The sequence below is a fragment of the Pseudomonas canadensis genome (assembly GCF_030980095.1).
Taxonomy (GTDB): domain Bacteria; phylum Pseudomonadota; class Gammaproteobacteria; order Pseudomonadales; family Pseudomonadaceae; genus Aquipseudomonas; species Aquipseudomonas canadensis.
Genome location: NZ_CP133298.1, coordinates 206,613 through 222,398, shown reverse-complemented (window position 1 = coordinate 222,398; position 15,786 = coordinate 206,613). Strand labels below are relative to the sequence as shown.

Annotated in this window: 15 protein-coding genes; 1 reads left to right on the top strand and 14 read right to left on the bottom strand. The window is 61.1% G+C overall.

The annotated features are described in order from the left end of the window. Nucleotide 1: 1 nt before the first annotated feature. From RB216_RS01010 to RB216_RS01000, 3 genes are read right to left on the bottom strand one after another with little or no spacing between them, the layout of a single operon-like run. On the bottom strand, nucleotides 2–3,055 hold the full coding sequence (locus RB216_RS01010; protein WP_122685656.1) for an efflux RND transporter permease subunit: 3,054 nt from the start codon (nucleotides 3,053–3,055) through the stop codon (nucleotides 2–4). Next, on the bottom strand, nucleotides 3,052–4,122 hold the full coding sequence (locus tag RB216_RS01005; protein ID WP_308908207.1) for an efflux RND transporter periplasmic adaptor subunit: 1,071 nt from the start codon (nucleotides 4,120–4,122) through the stop codon (nucleotides 3,052–3,054). Before RB216_RS01005 ends, RB216_RS01010 begins: the two co-directional genes overlap by 4 nt. Continuing rightward, a complete protein-coding gene (locus tag RB216_RS01000) occupies nucleotides 4,119–5,201 on the bottom strand; it encodes an efflux RND transporter periplasmic adaptor subunit (RefSeq protein ID WP_308908206.1) in 1,083 nt (360 codons plus the stop codon). The genes RB216_RS01005 and RB216_RS01000 overlap by 4 nt, the downstream gene beginning before the upstream one ends. A 121-nt stretch (nucleotides 5,202–5,322) precedes the next feature. On the opposite strand from RB216_RS01000, the gene RB216_RS00995 reads away from it, so the two are divergent. Further along, entirely contained in the window at nucleotides 5,323–6,483 is a 1,161-nt protein-coding gene (locus tag RB216_RS00995) for an AAA family ATPase (protein WP_308908205.1), read from the top strand. 90 nt (nucleotides 6,484–6,573) lie between these two features. Here the strand turns inward: RB216_RS00995 and RB216_RS00990 are convergent, their stop codons facing one another. The 11 genes from RB216_RS00990 to RB216_RS00940 form a co-directional block, all read right to left on the bottom strand. After that, nucleotides 6,574–7,422: a transporter substrate-binding domain-containing protein gene (locus RB216_RS00990; protein ID WP_068937731.1), complete on the bottom strand. Its 849-nt coding sequence runs from the start codon at nucleotides 7,420–7,422 to the stop codon at nucleotides 6,574–6,576. Next, nucleotides 7,419–8,195: an amino acid ABC transporter ATP-binding protein gene (locus RB216_RS00985; protein WP_122685648.1), complete on the bottom strand. Its 777-nt coding sequence runs from the start codon at nucleotides 8,193–8,195 to the stop codon at nucleotides 7,419–7,421. Before RB216_RS00985 ends, RB216_RS00990 begins: the two co-directional genes overlap by 4 nt. Beyond that, nucleotides 8,192–8,851: an amino acid ABC transporter permease gene (locus RB216_RS00980; RefSeq protein ID WP_016975004.1), complete on the bottom strand. Its 660-nt coding sequence runs from the start codon at nucleotides 8,849–8,851 to the stop codon at nucleotides 8,192–8,194. Before RB216_RS00980 ends, RB216_RS00985 begins: the two co-directional genes overlap by 4 nt. Next, complete coding sequence (locus tag RB216_RS00975) at nucleotides 8,832–9,497, bottom strand: amino acid ABC transporter permease (protein WP_003187615.1); 666 nt, start codon at nucleotides 9,495–9,497, stop codon at nucleotides 8,832–8,834. The genes RB216_RS00980 and RB216_RS00975 overlap by 20 nt, the downstream gene beginning before the upstream one ends. 493 nt (nucleotides 9,498–9,990) lie before the next feature. Further along, nucleotides 9,991–10,773 (bottom strand): MetQ/NlpA family ABC transporter substrate-binding protein, encoded by a 783-nt coding sequence (locus tag RB216_RS00970; RefSeq protein WP_122685646.1) that lies wholly within the window; start codon nucleotides 10,771–10,773, stop codon nucleotides 9,991–9,993. A gap of 127 nt (nucleotides 10,774–10,900) precedes the next feature. Continuing rightward, on the bottom strand, nucleotides 10,901–11,827 hold the full coding sequence (locus RB216_RS00965) for a sigma 54-interacting transcriptional regulator (RefSeq protein WP_028615271.1): 927 nt from the start codon (nucleotides 11,825–11,827) through the stop codon (nucleotides 10,901–10,903). Between the two features lie 50 nt (nucleotides 11,828–11,877). Next, nucleotides 11,878–12,459 carry an alpha/beta hydrolase gene (locus RB216_RS00960; RefSeq protein WP_016975008.1) on the bottom strand — a complete coding sequence of 194 codons (582 nt, stop codon included), beginning with the start codon at nucleotides 12,457–12,459 and terminating at the stop codon, nucleotides 11,878–11,880. A gap of 175 nt (nucleotides 12,460–12,634) precedes the next feature. After that, complete coding sequence (locus RB216_RS00955; protein ID WP_010565408.1) at nucleotides 12,635–13,036, bottom strand: ExbD/TolR family protein; 402 nt, start codon at nucleotides 13,034–13,036, stop codon at nucleotides 12,635–12,637. 1 nt (nucleotide 13,037) lies between these two features. Beyond that, nucleotides 13,038–13,760, bottom strand: coding sequence for a MotA/TolQ/ExbB proton channel family protein (locus tag RB216_RS00950; RefSeq protein ID WP_099491561.1), 723 nt, complete (start codon nucleotides 13,758–13,760; stop codon nucleotides 13,038–13,040). 51 nt (nucleotides 13,761–13,811) lie between these two features. Then, on the bottom strand, nucleotides 13,812–14,624 hold the full coding sequence (locus tag RB216_RS00945; RefSeq protein ID WP_308908204.1) for an energy transducer TonB: 813 nt from the start codon (nucleotides 14,622–14,624) through the stop codon (nucleotides 13,812–13,814). 241 nt (nucleotides 14,625–14,865) lie between these two features. Then, nucleotides 14,866–15,717, bottom strand: a complete 852-nt coding sequence (locus RB216_RS00940) for a LysR family transcriptional regulator (protein WP_028615268.1) — start codon at nucleotides 15,715–15,717, stop codon at nucleotides 14,866–14,868. Nucleotides 15,718–15,786 lie beyond the last annotated feature (69 nt).

Below are 15,786 nucleotides of genomic sequence, written 5' to 3'. Positions count from 1 at the left end.
TTCAGCTCTGTTCGTGTTTGGGCTCGCGGATCTTGTACCAAGCCACATACAGCGCAGGCAAAAACAAAAGTGTTAACAACGTCGCAATGATGATCCCGCCAATCATCGCGTAGGCCATCGGCCCCCAGAACACCTCACGGGCGATGGGGATCATGCCCAGGCTCGCCGCTGCCGCCGTCAGCAGGATCGGCCGGCGTCGATGCTCGGTGGCTTCCACCACCGCATCCCACGGCGTATAGCCCGCCACTTCGTACTCATGAATTTGCGTCACCAGAATCACCGAGTTACGGATGATGATGCCGATCAGCGCCAGGATCCCCAGGATCGCCACAAAGCCCATGGGCGTGCCGGTGGGGATAAGCGCCAACACCACGCCAATCAAACCGAGCGGCGCGACACTCGCCACCAGAAACATCTTCTGCACGCTGTGCAGCTGGATCATCAGGAAGGTCGCCATGAGGAACAGCATCAATGGCACCACGCTGGCAATCGGGCCCTGGGCCTTGCCGCTTTCTTCCACGGTGCCACCGGTGGCGACTTTGTAGCCCACCGGCAAGCCGGCGCTGAATTTGTCAATCTCCGGCTTGAGCTGTTTCACCAGGTCCGTCGGCTGCATCTCATCACGCACCGACGCCTTGATGGTGATCGTCGGTTTACGGTCGCGACGCCACACCAAAGGCTGCTCCAGCTCATAGCGCACCGTGGCGAACGCCAGCAGCGGAATCGAGGTGCCGTTAGGCGTGACGATCTGCAGGTTCTGCAAGGTTTCCGGCGTACCGCGCTCGGCATCTTCGGCACGGCCGACCACGTTGATCAGGTAGATATCGTCGTGTACCTGAGTCACCGAGGCACCGCTGACCACGCTGTTCATCAACTGCGCCACGTCTTCCGACGACAGCCCCAGTTGCCGCGCCTTGTCCTGGGCGATGTCGATACGCAGCACTTTGCCCGGCTCGTTCCAGTCGTAGATGATCTCGCCCAGGTGGGTGTTCTTGTCCAGCAAGGTCGCCAATTCGATGGCGTGTTTGCGCACTTGATCGGTGTCTTTGCCCGACACGCGATACTGAATCGGCCTACCTACCGGCGGACCCATTTCCAGCGGCTGCACAAAGCTGCCAATGCCGACGAAGTCATCGCGCAGGCGCTTTTGCAGGCGCGCGATCAATTCGCCGCGCTCTTCCAGGCCCTTGCTCACGATGACCAACTGCGCGTAGTAGGGGTTTTCCAGTTGCTGGTCGAGGGGCAGGTAGAACCGGATCGCGCCCTGGCCAATGTAGGTGCTCCAGCGTGCAATGTCCGGGTCGTCCTTGATGATCGCTTCCAGGCGGTCGACGGCCTTGCGCGTCTCGTTGATCGAGGCGTTTTGCGGCAGGTTCAGGTCAACCAGGATTTCCGGGCGGTCCGATGACGGGAAGAATTGGTTCTGCACGAACTGCATGGAAAACACCGACCCCACAAACAGCGCCACGGTGATGCCAATCGCCCACCAACGGTTACGCATGGCCCACAGCATGCCGCCATTGAACGCCCGGCCAATCCGCCCCGGCTCAGCATCGTGAGGCTTCACATTGGCACTGAGGATATGCACGCCGATCACCGGCGCAAACAGCACCGCCACCACCCACGACACCAGCATCGCCACGGCAATCACCGCGAACAGGGTGAAGGTGTACTCGCCCGCCGAGCTGGCATTGAGACCGATCGGCACAAAACCGGCGACCGTCACCAGGGTACCGGTGAGCATCGGGAACGCCGTGGAGGTGTAGGCGTAGGTCGCCGCCTGCTCCTTGGTTTCGCCTTTTTCCAGACGCGTGATCATCATCTCGACGGTGATCATCGCGTCATCCACCAACAGGCCGAGGGCGATGATCAACGCGCCCAGCGACACCCGCTGCATGGTGATGCCGCTGTATTCCATGAACACGAATACCAGTGCCAGCACCAACGGAATCGAGCACGCCACCACCAGCCCGGCACGCATACCGAGGCTGATGAAGCTCACCACCAGCACGATGATCACCGCTTCGAACAGCGCACTGGTAAAGCCGCCGACAGCCTCTTCCACCACTTCTGCCTGATCGGACACCTTGTGCACGCCGACGCCCACCGGCAGGTCGGCGGTCAGTTCGTCCATTCGCGTGTGCAGGGCCTTGCCGAACGACTGGATATTGCCGCCCTTCTGCATGGCAATCGCCAGGCCGATTGCCGGCTTGCCGTTGAAGCGGAACATCGGCCGCGCCGGGTCGACATAGCCTCGACTAATGTCGGCAATGTCCGCCAGGCGATAGAAGCGGTCGTTGAGCCGCAGGTTGACGTTGGCCAGGTCCTTTTCCGAGGCGAACTGCCCCGACGTGCGCACCGAAATGCGCTCCGGCCCGGCCTCGATCACACCGGCCGGCGTCACCGCGTTCTGCGATTGCAGGCTCTGCACGACCTGGCGCTGGTCAATCCCCAGGGCCGCCAGTTTGCGCGTGGAGAAGTTCAGGTAAATCACTTCGTCCTGTTGGCCGATCATCTCGACCTTGCCCAGCCCCGGTACCGAACGGATCTCGGCGCGCACCTGCTCCACATAGTCACGCAACTGACGCATCGACAGGCCGTCGCCGGTAAAGGCGTACACCGAGCCGAACACATCACCGAACTCGTCGTTGAACGACGGCCCCTGCAAACCCTGGGGGAAGGTGCCGCGAATGTCGTCGATCTTCTTGCGGACCTGGTACCAGATCTCGGGGATGGCCTTGGCACTGGTGGTGTCCTTGAGGAACACGAACACCGTGGACTCGCCCGGCCGGGTGTAGCTTTTCACGTAGTCGAGGGAGTCGAGCTCTTCGAGTTTTTTCTCGATGCGGTCGGTGACCTGCTTGAGGGTTTCTTCCTGGGTCGCACCCGGCCAGCGGGTCTGGATCACCATGGTCTTGATGGTGAACGAAGGGTCTTCCTCGCGACCCAGGTTCATGTACGAGAACACGCCCATCAACAGCGCGACGAACATCAAGTACCAGACGAAGGACTGATGCTTGAGGGCCCAGTCGGATAAGTTGAAGCTCCCTTTCATCGCGGGCTGTCCTCGTCGATTTTGACTTTTTGCCCAGGCTTCAGGCTGTTCACGCCGGCGGTGACAATACGCTCGCCGGGTTTGACGCCGCCGTTGAGCAAGGCGCTGCTGGCGTCACGGCTGATCACCGTGATGTCGCGCGGTTGCACGGTCTGGCTTTGGGTGTCGAGCAGCCAGATGCGGGTCTTGCCGTCGACCTCCTGCAAGGCACTCAGGGGCAATTCGATGCGCGGCGCGATGGCGGTGCTCAAGGTCACGCTGATCGCCGTGCCAAGGCGGAACGCGGGCGGTGTTTCGGCCAAGGTCAGGCGCGCACGACGGGTGCGTGTGGCACTCTGGGCCTGGGGTTCGATCTCGCGCACGATGGCGGTGGTGTTGACGCTGGGGTCCAATTGCCCGGCGACCAGGAACACCACGTCATGGGGCAGGCGCTCGGCCAGGCCGGCGGGCAGGTCGATCACCGCTTCCTTGATGTCCGGGCGGGCCAGGGTCACTACTTGCTGGCCGGCGCTGACTACCTGGCCGGCCTCGGCATTCCAGGCCGTGACGATGCCGGCGTGGTCGGTGCGCAGTTCGGCGTAGTTGAGTTGGTCCTTGGCTTGGTTGACGGACGCTTGCGCCTGGTCGAGAGAGGCCTGGGTGGTTTTCAGGTCGGTCTGGGCAATATCCAATTGGGCCTGGGCGCCGACGCCCCGGTTGAACAGTTCCTGCTGGCGCCGGGCGTTGGCCTGGGCGTTGATAAATTGCGCCTGGACGCGGGCCAGGTCGCCCTGGGCTGCGCGCAACTGGTTCTGTTGATCGGTAGGGTCGAGGACGGCGAGCAAGGCGCCCTTCTCCACCTCGGCGCCCACATCCACGGCGCGGCGGGCAATGCGGCCTGGCACACGGAAACCCAGGTTGCTTTCATAACGGGCCTGGATGGTGCCGGCGAAACGGCCGAGGTTTTCCTGGTCCTCGGCTTTCACTTCCATGGACAGCACGGGGCGCACCGGTTCGGGTGGCGGCTCTTCCTTCGAACAACCCACCAGCAACAGGCTGGCGGCGAGCAACACCGTCAGGCGCTTCATGGCTGGGCTCCTTGCTGGGCGATCTCGACGATCATGCCGGGGTGCAGCAATTGCCCGCCAGCCACCACGACTTTTTCGCCGCCCTTGAGGCCATCGCCAATGATGACTTTGCCGGTGAGGTAGCGCGCCACGGTGACTTTGTGCAATTGCGCCTTGCCGTCGCTGTCGATCAGCCATACGGCAGGTTCGCTGAGGTCCTTGGTGAGCGCGGCCCAAGGCAATTCAATACTGGCCTTGGCCGGGCCGTTGGCGGTAGCGCTCACTACAGAACCCAACTCCACGCCCTTGGGCAGCGCTTGCAGGGCGATCTTCACCTGCACGGTACCCGTGTTGGCCGCCACGGCAGGCGTGACTTCACGCACCTTGCCCACGGCCTTGATGCTCGGGTTATCCAAGAGGCTGACGGTGATCGGCGCCTCCGGCGGCGGCTCCACCAGCAGCGACTCATAGACGTTGAACACCGCATCGCGCTCGCCATCGCGCGCCAGGCTGAAGATCGGCACGGTGGCCTGCACTACCTGGCCGACTTCTGCCTGGCGCGCGGTAATCACTCCCGGCGCTTCAGCGATCAGCGCGGTATAGCCGAGCTGTTCGCGGGCATTGGCCAGTTGGGCCTGCGCGGCGGCCAGGGCACTTTGGCTGCTGCGCAACGCGGCCTGGGCGGAATCGTATTCGCTGCGGCTGGTGTAGCCCTTGGGCAGCAGCTTTTCCTGGCGCACGAAGGCGGCGGCCGTCTGTTTGACCCGCGCTTGCTCGGCCACGACCTGGGCCTGGGCGGAATCGACGTTGGTCTGCAAGTCTTTGGGATCGAGCTTGGCCAGCACTTGCTTGGCGCTGACGCGATCGCCCACGTCCACCATGCGCTGGATGATCTTGCCGCCCACACGGAAGGACAGATCGGTTTGCACACGGGCCTGGATATCGCCGGTCAACGTGACTGCTGCGGCAAAATCCGCCGGCTGCACGGTCTGCACGAATACCCGCGAGTGCTGCTTGGGCTCAGCCTTTTCCTCGCCACAGCCGCTCAGCAGCGCGAGTAGGCCAATTCCGAAAATACAGGTGCAAATGCGACCGCCCATGCAGGCTCCTTGTGCGTGATGCCGACGTGCCAGTGTGTATGCGACTGTGAGCTTAGTTCAGGGTTCCTTATCTGCATGGAGGCTCCCATACTCCAATGGTTCCCACGCCGACTGAATGCCCATGCTCAAGACCCTCGCGGTGGCCAATTACCGCTCGATCAATAAATTGGTAGTGCCCCTGGACCGACTCAACCTGGTCACCGGCCCCAATGGCAGCGGCAAGTCCAACTTGTACCGCGCCCTGCGCCTGCTGGCGGAAACCGCCCAGGGCGGAGTGATCAATGCGCTGGCCCGTGAGGGTGGGCTGGATTCGACCTTCTGGGCCGGGCCGGAGACCATCAGCCGGCGCCTGCGCAGCGGTGAGGTGCCGGTCGAGCCCATCGTGCGTCAGGACGTCAAACGCTTGCGCCTGGGCTTTGCCGGGGAAGATTTCAGCTACGCCATTTCCCTGGGGCTGCCGGAAAAAACGCTGTCCTATTTCTCGCTGGACCCGGAAGTGAAGAAGGAATGCATCTGGGCCGGCCCTATCTACCGCCCGGCCAGCCTGCTGGTGCAGCGTTCCGGGCCGATGGTGCGGGCGCGTGAGGGCCGCGCCTGGGATGTGCTCGCCCAGCACACGCCGAACTACCACAGCCTGTTTGATCAGGTTGGCAGCCTGCGCGGTCCGCCGGAGGTGTTGCTGCTGCGCGAAAGCATCCGTGGCTGGCGCTTTTATGATCACTTTCGCAGCGATGTCGACGCGCCGGTGCGCCAACCTCAACTGGGCACACGCACGCCAGTGCTACATCACGACGGGCGCGACCTGGCGGCGGCGTTACAGACCATTCGTGAAATCGGTGATCCCGAGGCATTGCAGCGCGCAGTCAGCGACGCTTTCCCCGGCGCGCGCCTGAATATCGAGCCCTTGCAGGGCGGGCGCTTTGCGATTGAGTTTTATCAGGAAGGTTTGCTGCGGCCATTGTCGGCGGCGGAGCTGTCGGACGGGACTTTGCGTTATTTACTGCTGATCGCGGCGCTGCTCACACCTCGCCCACCGACCATGATGGTACTGAACGAACCGGAGACCAGCCTGCACCCGGACCTGCTACCGGCGTTGGCGCGCTTGATCATCCAGGCATCCCAACAGTGCCAGGTGTGGGTGGTGTCCCATGCCAGCCGCTTGATTGCGGCGTTGCAGCAGGACGAGGGGTGCAATTCGATTGTGTTGGAGAAGGTGTTGGGGGAGACGCGGATAGTTGGGCAAGGGATTCTGGACGCGCCGGCGTGGCATTGGCCGCAATAGCCGGTGACTGGGAGGGCCTCATCGCCGGCAAGCCGGCTCCTACAAGGACTACGGTGACCTTTAGGAGCCGGCTTGCCGGCGATAGCTGAATCAGCCCTGCCACTTCCCGCCTTCAACAATCACACTTTCCGGCTTGGTGTCATCGCTCAGCTCTTTACGCACATACTGGTCGTACAGCTTGAGCAGAAATTTCTCCTCGCCCAACTTCGCCAACTCGGTGTTCACCCAGTCACGCAGTTCGATGTTGCCCTTCTTCACGGCTGGTGCAATCGGTGCTTCATCGCCGAGTTTTTCTTCCAGCACACGGTAGCCCGGGTTCTGCTTGGCCCAGCTGAACAGCACAAGGTTGTCCTGAGCATAGGCATCACCACGGCCGGCAGACAACGCCTGCAACGACTCGGAGTTTTTCTCGAACTTGAGCAGTTTCCAGTCCGGGTGGTTCTTGGTCAGCCAGATATCGGCGGTGGTGCCGGTGGTGACGATGGTGGTGCGGGTGGCCAGGTCATCCAGGCTTTTTACCGCGCTGTCGTTTGGTACCAGGGCCTGCACCGCGACTTTCAGGTTGGGGTTGGTGAAGTCGACTGCTTCCTTGCGTTCCGGGGTCACGGTCATGTTGGCGAGGATCAGGTCGACCTTATCGCTTTGCAGGAACGGAATACGGCTGGCCGGCTCGACGGCAACGAACTCGACCTTGTTTTCATCGCCCAGCAGGTCTTTGGCGAATTGGCGACCGATGTCGGTATCGAAGCCTACGTAACGGCCAGCTTCGTTCACAAAACCAAACGGCGGTTTGTCGGTGAAGACTCCGACGATCAGTTTGTCACGGGCCTTGATCTTATCGATGTAACTGACAGCGGCAGGTTTTACAGGCTCTTCGGCCTTTTTATCGCAGCCGGCCAGCAGAGCGACGGCAAACAGTGGCAGCAGTAACTTTTTCATATCAGCTCCAGTTCCTTGGTTTTCTTGGGCAGTGTTGAAACAAAGGAGAACTTCTCCAGGAACTGCTGCGCTCGTGCGGTTTGCGGGTTCGTAAAGAATGCCTCGGGGGTGTTTTGTTCGAGGATGCGACCGGCCTCCATGAACACCACGCGGTCGGCGACGGCGCGGGCGAAAGCCATTTCGTGGGTAACGATCAGCAAGGTCATGCCATCGCGGGCCAGGCCCTGGATCACTTCCAGCACTTCCTTGACCATTTCCGGGTCGAGGGCTGCGGTGACTTCGTCAAACAGCATGACCTGAGGGTTCATGCACAACGAGCGGACGATAGCGATGCGTTGCTGTTGGCCACCGGACAGCTGGCGCGGGAAGGCGTCGCGCTTGTCGGCCAAGCCCACGCGTTCCAACAGTTTCTCGGCCTGTTCGCGGGCTTCGCGCGGGTCGCGCTTTTGCACTTTCAGTGGGCCGAGCAGAATGTTGTCGAGCACGCTCATGTGCGGGAACAGGTGGTAGCTCTGGAACACCATGCCGATGTCCTGACGCACCTGGCGCCAGTCGGTGTGTATGTCCAAAAGTTCTTTGCCGGCAAACCGCAGGCTGCCGCTATGCGCCACTTCCAGGCCGTTGAGGCAACGCAGCAAGGTGCTTTTGCCGCAGCCGCTGGGGCCAAGGATCACTAGCACTTCGCCGCTTTGCACGCTCAGGTCGATGCCCTTGAGCACCTGCGCCTCGCCGAAGAATTTGTTGAAACCCTGGAACTCGATCAATGCACTCATGCTTGGGCCCAGCGCCGTTCCAGCACCTTGGAGGCGGCCGACAACGGGTAGCAGATAAAGAAGAAAAACAGGAACAGCACGCCGTAGATCAATACAGACTCATAGGTGCGTTCGATGATTTGCTGGCCGACCTTGATCACGTCTACCACGCCGATCAGCACCGCCAGGGAGCTGGTCTTGATGATGCGTGTGTAGACGTTGATGGTCGGCGGCGTCATGCGTTTCAGGGCTTGGGGCAGCAGCACGTAACCGTAGAGCTGCGGGTCCGAGAGACCAATCGACAACCCCGCTTCACGTTGCCCGCGTGGCAGCGAATGCAAGGCACCGCGCACCACTTCGCCCACCTCGCTGGCGCCCCACAGTGACAGCACCAGCACTGCACACCAGAAACTCGGAATGCTCAGGCCGAAGAAAATCGGCAACCCGAAAAACAGCAGGTACAACCACACCAACACCGGGATCGCGCGGAACAGCTCCAGGTACACCCGCAGCACCGCGTTGATCAACCGGTTGTTCAACGTGCGCAGCACGCCATACAATACGCCGCCGATGGTGCTGAACGCGATGCTCAAGAACGAGATCGACAGGGTTTGCGCAGCGCCCTTGCCCAGTTGCGGCAACGACACCCACAGCAACTCAAGACCCGAACTGGCCATGCTGGAGCCTCCTTTCCAGGCGGCTGAGCAACAGCGACAGCGGCAAGAACAGCAACACGCAGATTAACGTCAGCACGGCGAGCATTTCGTAGGTCTTGTAGTAGAGGGCGATGTAGCTCTTGGTGGTGTAGAGAATCTCCGGCACCGCCACGGCGGAAACCACGGTGGTCTCCTTGAGCAGGAAGATGAAATTGGCGAACAACGCCGGCAGGCTGAGGATACCGGCCTGAGGCAGGATCACATGGCGCAGCAGTTGCCAGTCGGACAGGCCGATGGACTTGCCCGACTCGATCTGCGCCAGCGGCACGGCCTCCACGCCCGCACGCAACACTTCGGTGAGGTAGGCGCCGCCAAGGAAGGTCATGGTGATGATCGCCGCCCAGAACCCGGAGATATTGAAACCCAGGGCCGGCAGCGCGAAGTACACGAAGAACAGCTGGATCAACAGCGGCGTGTTGCGCGCCAGCTCCACATAGAGCGCCACCAGGCGCGACAGGTACGGCGTGCGAAACACCAGCAGCGCCGCGTTGATCAGCGCCACCAGTAACGAGGTGGCAATGGCGATCAGGCCGACTTGCAGCGTCACGCCCACGGCTTTCAGAAACGCCGGGAGCGTGCTGAGGATAAAAGCGAAATCGAAGGTCATTTCCAGTCCATGACGCCGCAAGGGTAATGCAGCGAGCGCAATCCGATCCGGCATGGGTAACGCCGGGTAGCGCGAACTTTAAAGGTATAAAAAAGAAAATTTAAATACCTAAATAGCATATTGATATCACCCAAAAAGATAACCCCCGGATTCGCGGGTTTGACGGGCGACAGCTATGGTTGGAGGGTCTGAGATTCGAGGGATCGAACCATGCAGGAAGTGAAACCGATGGATCCGCAGGAGCTGGTGAAATGGTTGGTGGCGCTGCGGCGGGCAATCAACAGCCGCGCTCTCTAAAATACACCGCCGACAAAGGTGGGAGCTGGCTTGCCTGCGATAGCGGTGGATCAGCCAGCACGCCATTAGCTGACAAACCGCCATCGCAGGCAAGCCAGCTCCCACAGTTTTAACCGCATTCCAATGCCGAGCATAAAAAAACGCCGACGCTGTAACAGCCGTCGGCGTTCAAACCTTGAAGGGGGTTTGGGTTACATCAGAACGCAGGCACTACCGCGCCGTTGTACTTCTTCTCGATGAACGCTTTGACTTCCGGGCTGGTCAGGGCCTTGGACAGTTTCTGGATAGCATCGCTGTCCTTGTTGTCCGGACGAGCCACCAAGAAGTTCACGTATGGCGACTTGGCGTCTTCGATGATCAGCGCGTCCTTGGCTGGGTTCAGGCCAGCTTCCAGGGCGTAGTTGGTGTTGATCAGGTCCAGGTCAACCTGGTCCAGCACGCGTGGCAGCAGGGCCGATTCCAGCTCCTTGAATTTCAGGTGCTTGGGGTTGTCCTTGATGTCTTTTGGCGTGGCCAGGGCGTTGGTCGGGTCTTTCAGGGTGATCACACCAGCTTTCTGCAGCAGCAACAGGGCGCGGCCGCTGTTGGAGCCTTCGTTCGGGATGGCCACGGTGGCGCCATCTTTCAGATCTTCAATTTTCTTGATCTTTTTCGAGTAGCCGCCGAAGGGTTCAACGTGCACGCCGACCACAGTCACCAGGTTGGTACCCTTGCCCTTGTTGAAGTTTTCCAGGTACGGCAGGGTCTGGAAGTAGTTGGCGTCCAGGCGTTTCTCGGCAACCTGTACGTTGGGCTGTACGTAGTCGGTGAAGACTTTGATTTCCAGGTCCACGCCTTCTTTGGCGAGGGTAGGCTTGACCAGTTCGAGGATCTCGGCGTGCGGGATCGGGGTGGCGGCCACCACCAGTTTCTCGTTGGCCTGGGCGAAGCTTGCAGTCAGGGCAGCCGCCAGTGCGGTAAACAACAGAACCTTTTTCATGCAGTGTCCTTATCGAAATTCCGGGGCGTCTCTGACGACCGTTTTTTATGAGGTGTGCCAGCGAAGTGCTATCGCGGCGTGGAGGGGACAATACCTAGATTTTTTATTCCCGAACAATATCTTTTATTCACGTTGATATTCCATTTTGTTCATGTAGGAATTTACGCAGCGTTTCCTGCTCGGCGGGGCTGGCACTCTGGAAAATGCGCTGCACCTGTTCCAACGGCGAACCTGCGACCGGCAGGTTCAAATGCTCGGGCAGGATCTCGTCGCCGCTGCTCACCAGCAACGCGAAGTGAATGACGTTTTCCAGCTCACGGGTATTGCCCGGCCAGCTGTGGTGTTCCAGCACACGCTGCGCGGCATCGCTGATCAGCGGCACCGGCAGGTCCAGGCGCTGACTGTAGATGCCCAGGAAGTATTCGGCCAGGGACAAGATGTCACCGACCCGCTCGCGCAGCGCCGGCAAATCCAACCGACCTTCGCTCAGATAGTGGAACAGGCGCTCATGGAACTTGCCGGCCGCCACGGCCTGAGCCAGGTCGATGCTGGTGGCGGCGACCAGGCGCACATCCACCGGGCTCGGCTGATGGGCACCGACACGGGTGACTTCGTGGTTTTCCAGCGCGGCCAATAGTTTTACCTGGATCGGCAACGGCAAATCGCCAATCTCATCCAGATACAAGGTGCCCCCATTCGCCGAACCGAACCAACCGGCCCGGCTGCTGGCTGCGCCACTGTGGCTACCGGCGGCGTAGCCGAACAATTCAGCATCGGCGTAGGTCGGGCTGATCGCACCGCAATTGACCGAGACAAACAACCCGGTGCGGTCGCTGCCACGGTGGATATGCCGCGCCAGCAGCTCTTTACCACTGCCGGTCTCGCCGCGAATCAATACGGGCAAGGCGCGCGGCGCAAGGCTCTCGAGGTCTTCGCGCAATTGGCGCGAACGGGGATCGACAAACACCAGCGCCTTGGCGCGGATACTCAGCGGGCTTTTTTCCGCGTCGGGAAAGGTCAGCAAGGGCTGGCCGTAGGTTTCATGCAGACTCATGGCGGGCTCCCGCCCCAAATCCACTTAAGGGACGGGGCGTTGAAAAATGTTCAGGCAGTGCGCCGGGCGTGATGCTCAAGGCGACTTTGCAGGCGGTACAGGTAAGCAAATCCCTGCTCCCAGCGTTGGTGGCCGGACTTGACATTGATATGGCCAGCACCGGAGAGAATGCCCGCTTCGGCACCCCAGTTACGGGCCAATTCCAGGGCCCTTGGTGCGCTGACGGCACTGTCGTTATCGGAACTGACCACCTGACTGGGAAACGGCAACAGATCGGTCGGGATCGGCGCGAAATTACGCAATGCCGGAGAGCAAGCAGGACGCTCGACATCGGCCGGCGCCACCAGCAAGGCGCCGCGTACCTGACGCAGAAACTGCACCGGCGCAGTGGCCGCCCAGTGCGCCACGGTGATGCAGCCCAGGCTATGGGCGATCAGAATCACTGGCGTGCTGTCGGCCGCAATGGCCTCGGCCAGCGCGGCGACCCAGTCTTCGCGACGCGGGGTCAGCCAGTCGGCCTGCTCCACGCGGGCGCTATTGGGCAGGCTGTTCTGCCAGTGACTTTGCCAATGATCTTCTGGCGATCCTTGCCAGCCCGGCACGATCAGATAACGAATCGACTCGCTGTGCATGGGTGTGCCCTCCTGCAGCGTTTAACGTTGCTGAACAGTATAGGGACGGGTGTTATATTCGTTAAGGAATAAGAAGCTATTTATTAATAACCAAAAATGCATATGGGTTTTACACAAAAAAAAAGGCCGCACCCTGCCAAGGAGACGGCCAAAAAATTGTCGAGGCTTGTGTAACTTAACGAGCGGTAATCACCGACAGCTTGGTAATCCCTGCCCGTTCGATAGACGCCATGGCTCGCGCCACTTCGCCGTAGTTCACGCCATCGTCAGCCTGCAGTTGCACCCGCACATCGGGGTCCTTGGCCTTGGCCGCCTGCAGGTTGAACTCCAGCAGGTCCGGCTGGATTTCGTCCTTGTTGATAAACAGTTTGCCGGCGCCGTCGATGCTCACCACCAGCGGGTCTTTCTGCTCCACCGGCGCGACCGCCTCAGTCTTGGGCAAGTTGATCGGGATCGCGTTGGTCAGCAGCGGCGCGGTGACGATAAACACCACCAGCAGCACCAGCATCACGTCCACCAGCGGCGTGACGTTGATCTCGCTCAGTACCTCATCGCTGTCTTGCGTGGAAAAGGCCATCTCAGGACGCCTCCTTCACTTTTTGCGGGTTACTGGCAGTGGTTTTGTTCAGGGTCGGGTGCAGCAGCACACGGAAGGAATTTTTCTGCGCCAGGCTGTAGAAGTCGTGGGCAAAGTCGTCCAGGTCCGCAGCCGTCAGCTTCAGGCGACGCAGGAAATAGTTGTAGACCAGCACCGCAGGCACCGCGACGGCGATACCCACGCCGGTGGCTACCAGTGCCGCACCGATCGGGCCGGCCACGGTTTCGAGGCTGGCGGAACCGGCGGCGCTGATGCCCTTGAGGGCTTCCATGATGCCCCACACGGTGCCGAACAGACCGATGAACGGCGAGGTGCTGCCGATACTGGCAACCACGGCCAGGCCGGTTTCCAGGGAGCGGCGCTCACGCACGATCTGCTGACGCAGGGCGCGTTCGAGGCGGTCCTGGTGGTTGATCGCCTGGCTCAGGTCCGCCGCGTGCGGGGTTTCGCCCACCTGGATCGCGGCATAACCGGCCTGGGCCACGCGGGCAGCGGCGCCCGGCTGGGTTTCGGCCAGTTCGGCGGCCGAGTCGAGACTCGACGCCGCCCAGAACTGTTTGTGGAACTTGCGATCCTGCGCCTTGAGGCGACCGAACTGCACGCCCTTGAGCAGGGCCAGGCCCCAGGTGGCGACCGAAAAGACCACCAGCAGCCAGATCACCGCGCTTTCGATGGATTCAAGTGGAGATGCTAATGCCATGATGTTTTCCCTCTGTGCAGGTCGCGGCGTGTTCAACACACCGCAGCCGAATAGTTAGTGAATCTTGAAATCGATCGGTACGCTGACCCAGCCGTCCTGGGCCACATCGCCCTGCTTGGCCGGTACGAAGCTCCAACGCTTCACCGCTGACAACGCGGCGTCGTCGAGTTGCTGGCGACCGCTGCTTTTCTGGACCTGGATTTCGCCCGGCTTGCCACTGGCCAGGACATGCACCCTTAGCAACACCGTGCCTTCCCAGCCACGTCGTTGAGCCAGTGACGGGTATTCCGGTGCCGGGTTCTTCAGGTACGCCGCGTTGGCCGAAGCGGGTGTTACCGGGGCCGGCGCCGGTGGTGCTGGAGGCGCAGGCGGTGCCGGTGTCGGTGGCGCAGGCGGCTGCTCGACAGGTTTCGGCGCGGGCTTGGGCTCAGGCTTTGGAACCGGCTTGGGCTTGGGTTTGGGAATCGGTTTTGGCGGCGCCGGTTTGGCAGCCAATTCATCCACCACCGGCGGCGGCGGCTCGACCACAGGCGGCGGTGGCGGTGGCGGCACGGGCGGAGGCGGCTCCACCACAGGGGGCGCCGGCTGGGAAAATTCGATGGTCATCGGCGGAATTTCCGGTGGCACAATCGGCAGCACCGGCGTCGGCTTCTGGCTCACCCAGTAAATCACCGCACCGTGCAGGGCCAGCACCAGCAAACCCAGCAGGATCCCTTCGCGACGGCTGGAGAAACGCTTAGGCGTTTTCTGCGTGCGCAGCTGCCCCAACGGCGCGCGGTGCGGCCGGCCAAGGTCGACCAACTCACCACCCGGTGCCTGGCGCCATTGCGCCTCGTGTGCACTGGCGGCGGTCTGGACATTGCCCATTGATTCACTCCCTACGGTTTTTGACACAAAAAAACCGACAGGCCTGCATGGGAGGCCGTCGAGGGCTGAATCATCGGGGCCAGACGCTTATCTCTTAAAGTAATCTTTAAAGTTATAGATAGATCTAAATTGAATAAATGAAACATGCAGAAACGGCAAAGCCCCGTCCTGCGCGGGCTGGCGCATAGGCGTGGTTTTTGAATGCCTTTCAGGCATAAAAAATATTCATAAAAGGCATCGCTTAGACAGGGCTGTTCGCACACAAATCAAGCAATTGGCGTTGCAGGCTTTGCCCAGCCGCACCCAAGCCACTGCGGCCGTACAGTGCCAGCCGCACACCTTCCACCCTGGGCAAGCCGCTGTCCGGACCCAATACGCTGTGCCCTGGCTGTACGACTCGACGGGGCAACAAACTGATGCCCAACCCCGCCGCCACCGCCGCACACACGCTCGCCAGGCTCGCACTGGAATACCCGATGCGCCAGCGCCAGCCGCCAACTTCCAAGTGCTGCAGCATTTCATTGCGGTACAAGCCGCCTACGGGAAATGCCACCAATGGCAACGGGGCGCGTCCCAGGGACGGCGTGCTACGGCTATCCACCCAGCACAAGGGCTCCGGCCATGAGGCCAGGCAGTCGTCGCTGTCGCCCATCTGCTTGACCAGCAAGACGTCGAACTCTCCGCTGCGGTACTGGCGCTGCAACTCGGGACCGAGACCGCTGGTGACCTCCAGGCGCACCCTAGGGAAAGCCAGCACAAACGCCGACAGCAGCGGCATCAGCCGTTCGGACGCAAAGTCCTCCGGCACACCAAGGCGCAGCACCCCGTCGCTTTGCTGGCTGATCAATACGTCGGCGGCTTCTTCATGCAACGCGAGGATGCGTCGTGCATAGGCCAGCAAGCGCTCGCCTTCCGCAGTAGCGACCACGCGGCGCTGATTACGGTCCAGCAACTGACACGCCACCGCCTCTTCCAGGCGACGGATCTGCTGGCTGACCGTGGACTGAGTCAAGTGCAGGCGCTCGGCGGCGCGGGTGAAGTTGCCGCAATCCACCACGGCGACAAAACTGCGCAACAACACGGGATCGAACATGGGCGTTTACCATTCCATTTGCCACTGCTTGGCATGGTTATATTTAATTTCAGAATACCCTGACGACTC

Bases quoted from the DNA above. Each gene is read 5' to 3' on its own strand.
- RB216_RS01010 (WP_122685656.1), bottom strand. From the start codon at position 3,055: ATGAAAGGGAGCTTCAACTTATCCGACTGGGCCCTCAAGCATCAGTCC.
- RB216_RS01005 (WP_308908207.1), bottom strand. From the start codon at position 4,122: ATGAAGCGCCTGACGGTGTTGCTCGCCGCCAGCCTGTTGCTGGTGGGT.
- RB216_RS01000 (WP_308908206.1), bottom strand. From the start codon at position 5,201: ATGGGCGGTCGCATTTGCACCTGTATTTTCGGAATTGGCCTACTCGCG.
- RB216_RS00995 (WP_308908205.1), top strand. From the start codon at position 5,323: ATGCTCAAGACCCTCGCGGTGGCCAATTACCGCTCGATCAATAAATTG.
- RB216_RS00990 (WP_068937731.1), bottom strand. From the start codon at position 7,422: ATGAAAAAGTTACTGCTGCCACTGTTTGCCGTCGCTCTGCTGGCCGGC.
- RB216_RS00985 (WP_122685648.1), bottom strand. From the start codon at position 8,195: ATGAGTGCATTGATCGAGTTCCAGGGTTTCAACAAATTCTTCGGCGAG.
- RB216_RS00980 (WP_016975004.1), bottom strand. From the start codon at position 8,851: ATGGCCAGTTCGGGTCTTGAGTTGCTGTGGGTGTCGTTGCCGCAACTG.
- RB216_RS00975 (WP_003187615.1), bottom strand. From the start codon at position 9,497: ATGACCTTCGATTTCGCTTTTATCCTCAGCACGCTCCCGGCGTTTCTG.
- RB216_RS00970 (WP_122685646.1), bottom strand. From the start codon at position 10,773: ATGAAAAAGGTTCTGTTGTTTACCGCACTGGCGGCTGCCCTGACTGCA.
- RB216_RS00965 (WP_028615271.1), bottom strand. From the start codon at position 11,827: ATGAGTCTGCATGAAACCTACGGCCAGCCCTTGCTGACCTTTCCCGAC.
- RB216_RS00960 (WP_016975008.1), bottom strand. From the start codon at position 12,459: ATGCACAGCGAGTCGATTCGTTATCTGATCGTGCCGGGCTGGCAAGGA.
- RB216_RS00955 (WP_010565408.1), bottom strand. From the start codon at position 13,036: ATGGCCTTTTCCACGCAAGACAGCGATGAGGTACTGAGCGAGATCAAC.
- RB216_RS00945 (WP_308908204.1), bottom strand. From the start codon at position 14,624: ATGGGCAATGTCCAGACCGCCGCCAGTGCACACGAGGCGCAATGGCGC.
- RB216_RS00940 (WP_028615268.1), bottom strand. From the start codon at position 15,717: ATGTTCGATCCCGTGTTGTTGCGCAGTTTTGTCGCCGTGGTGGATTGC.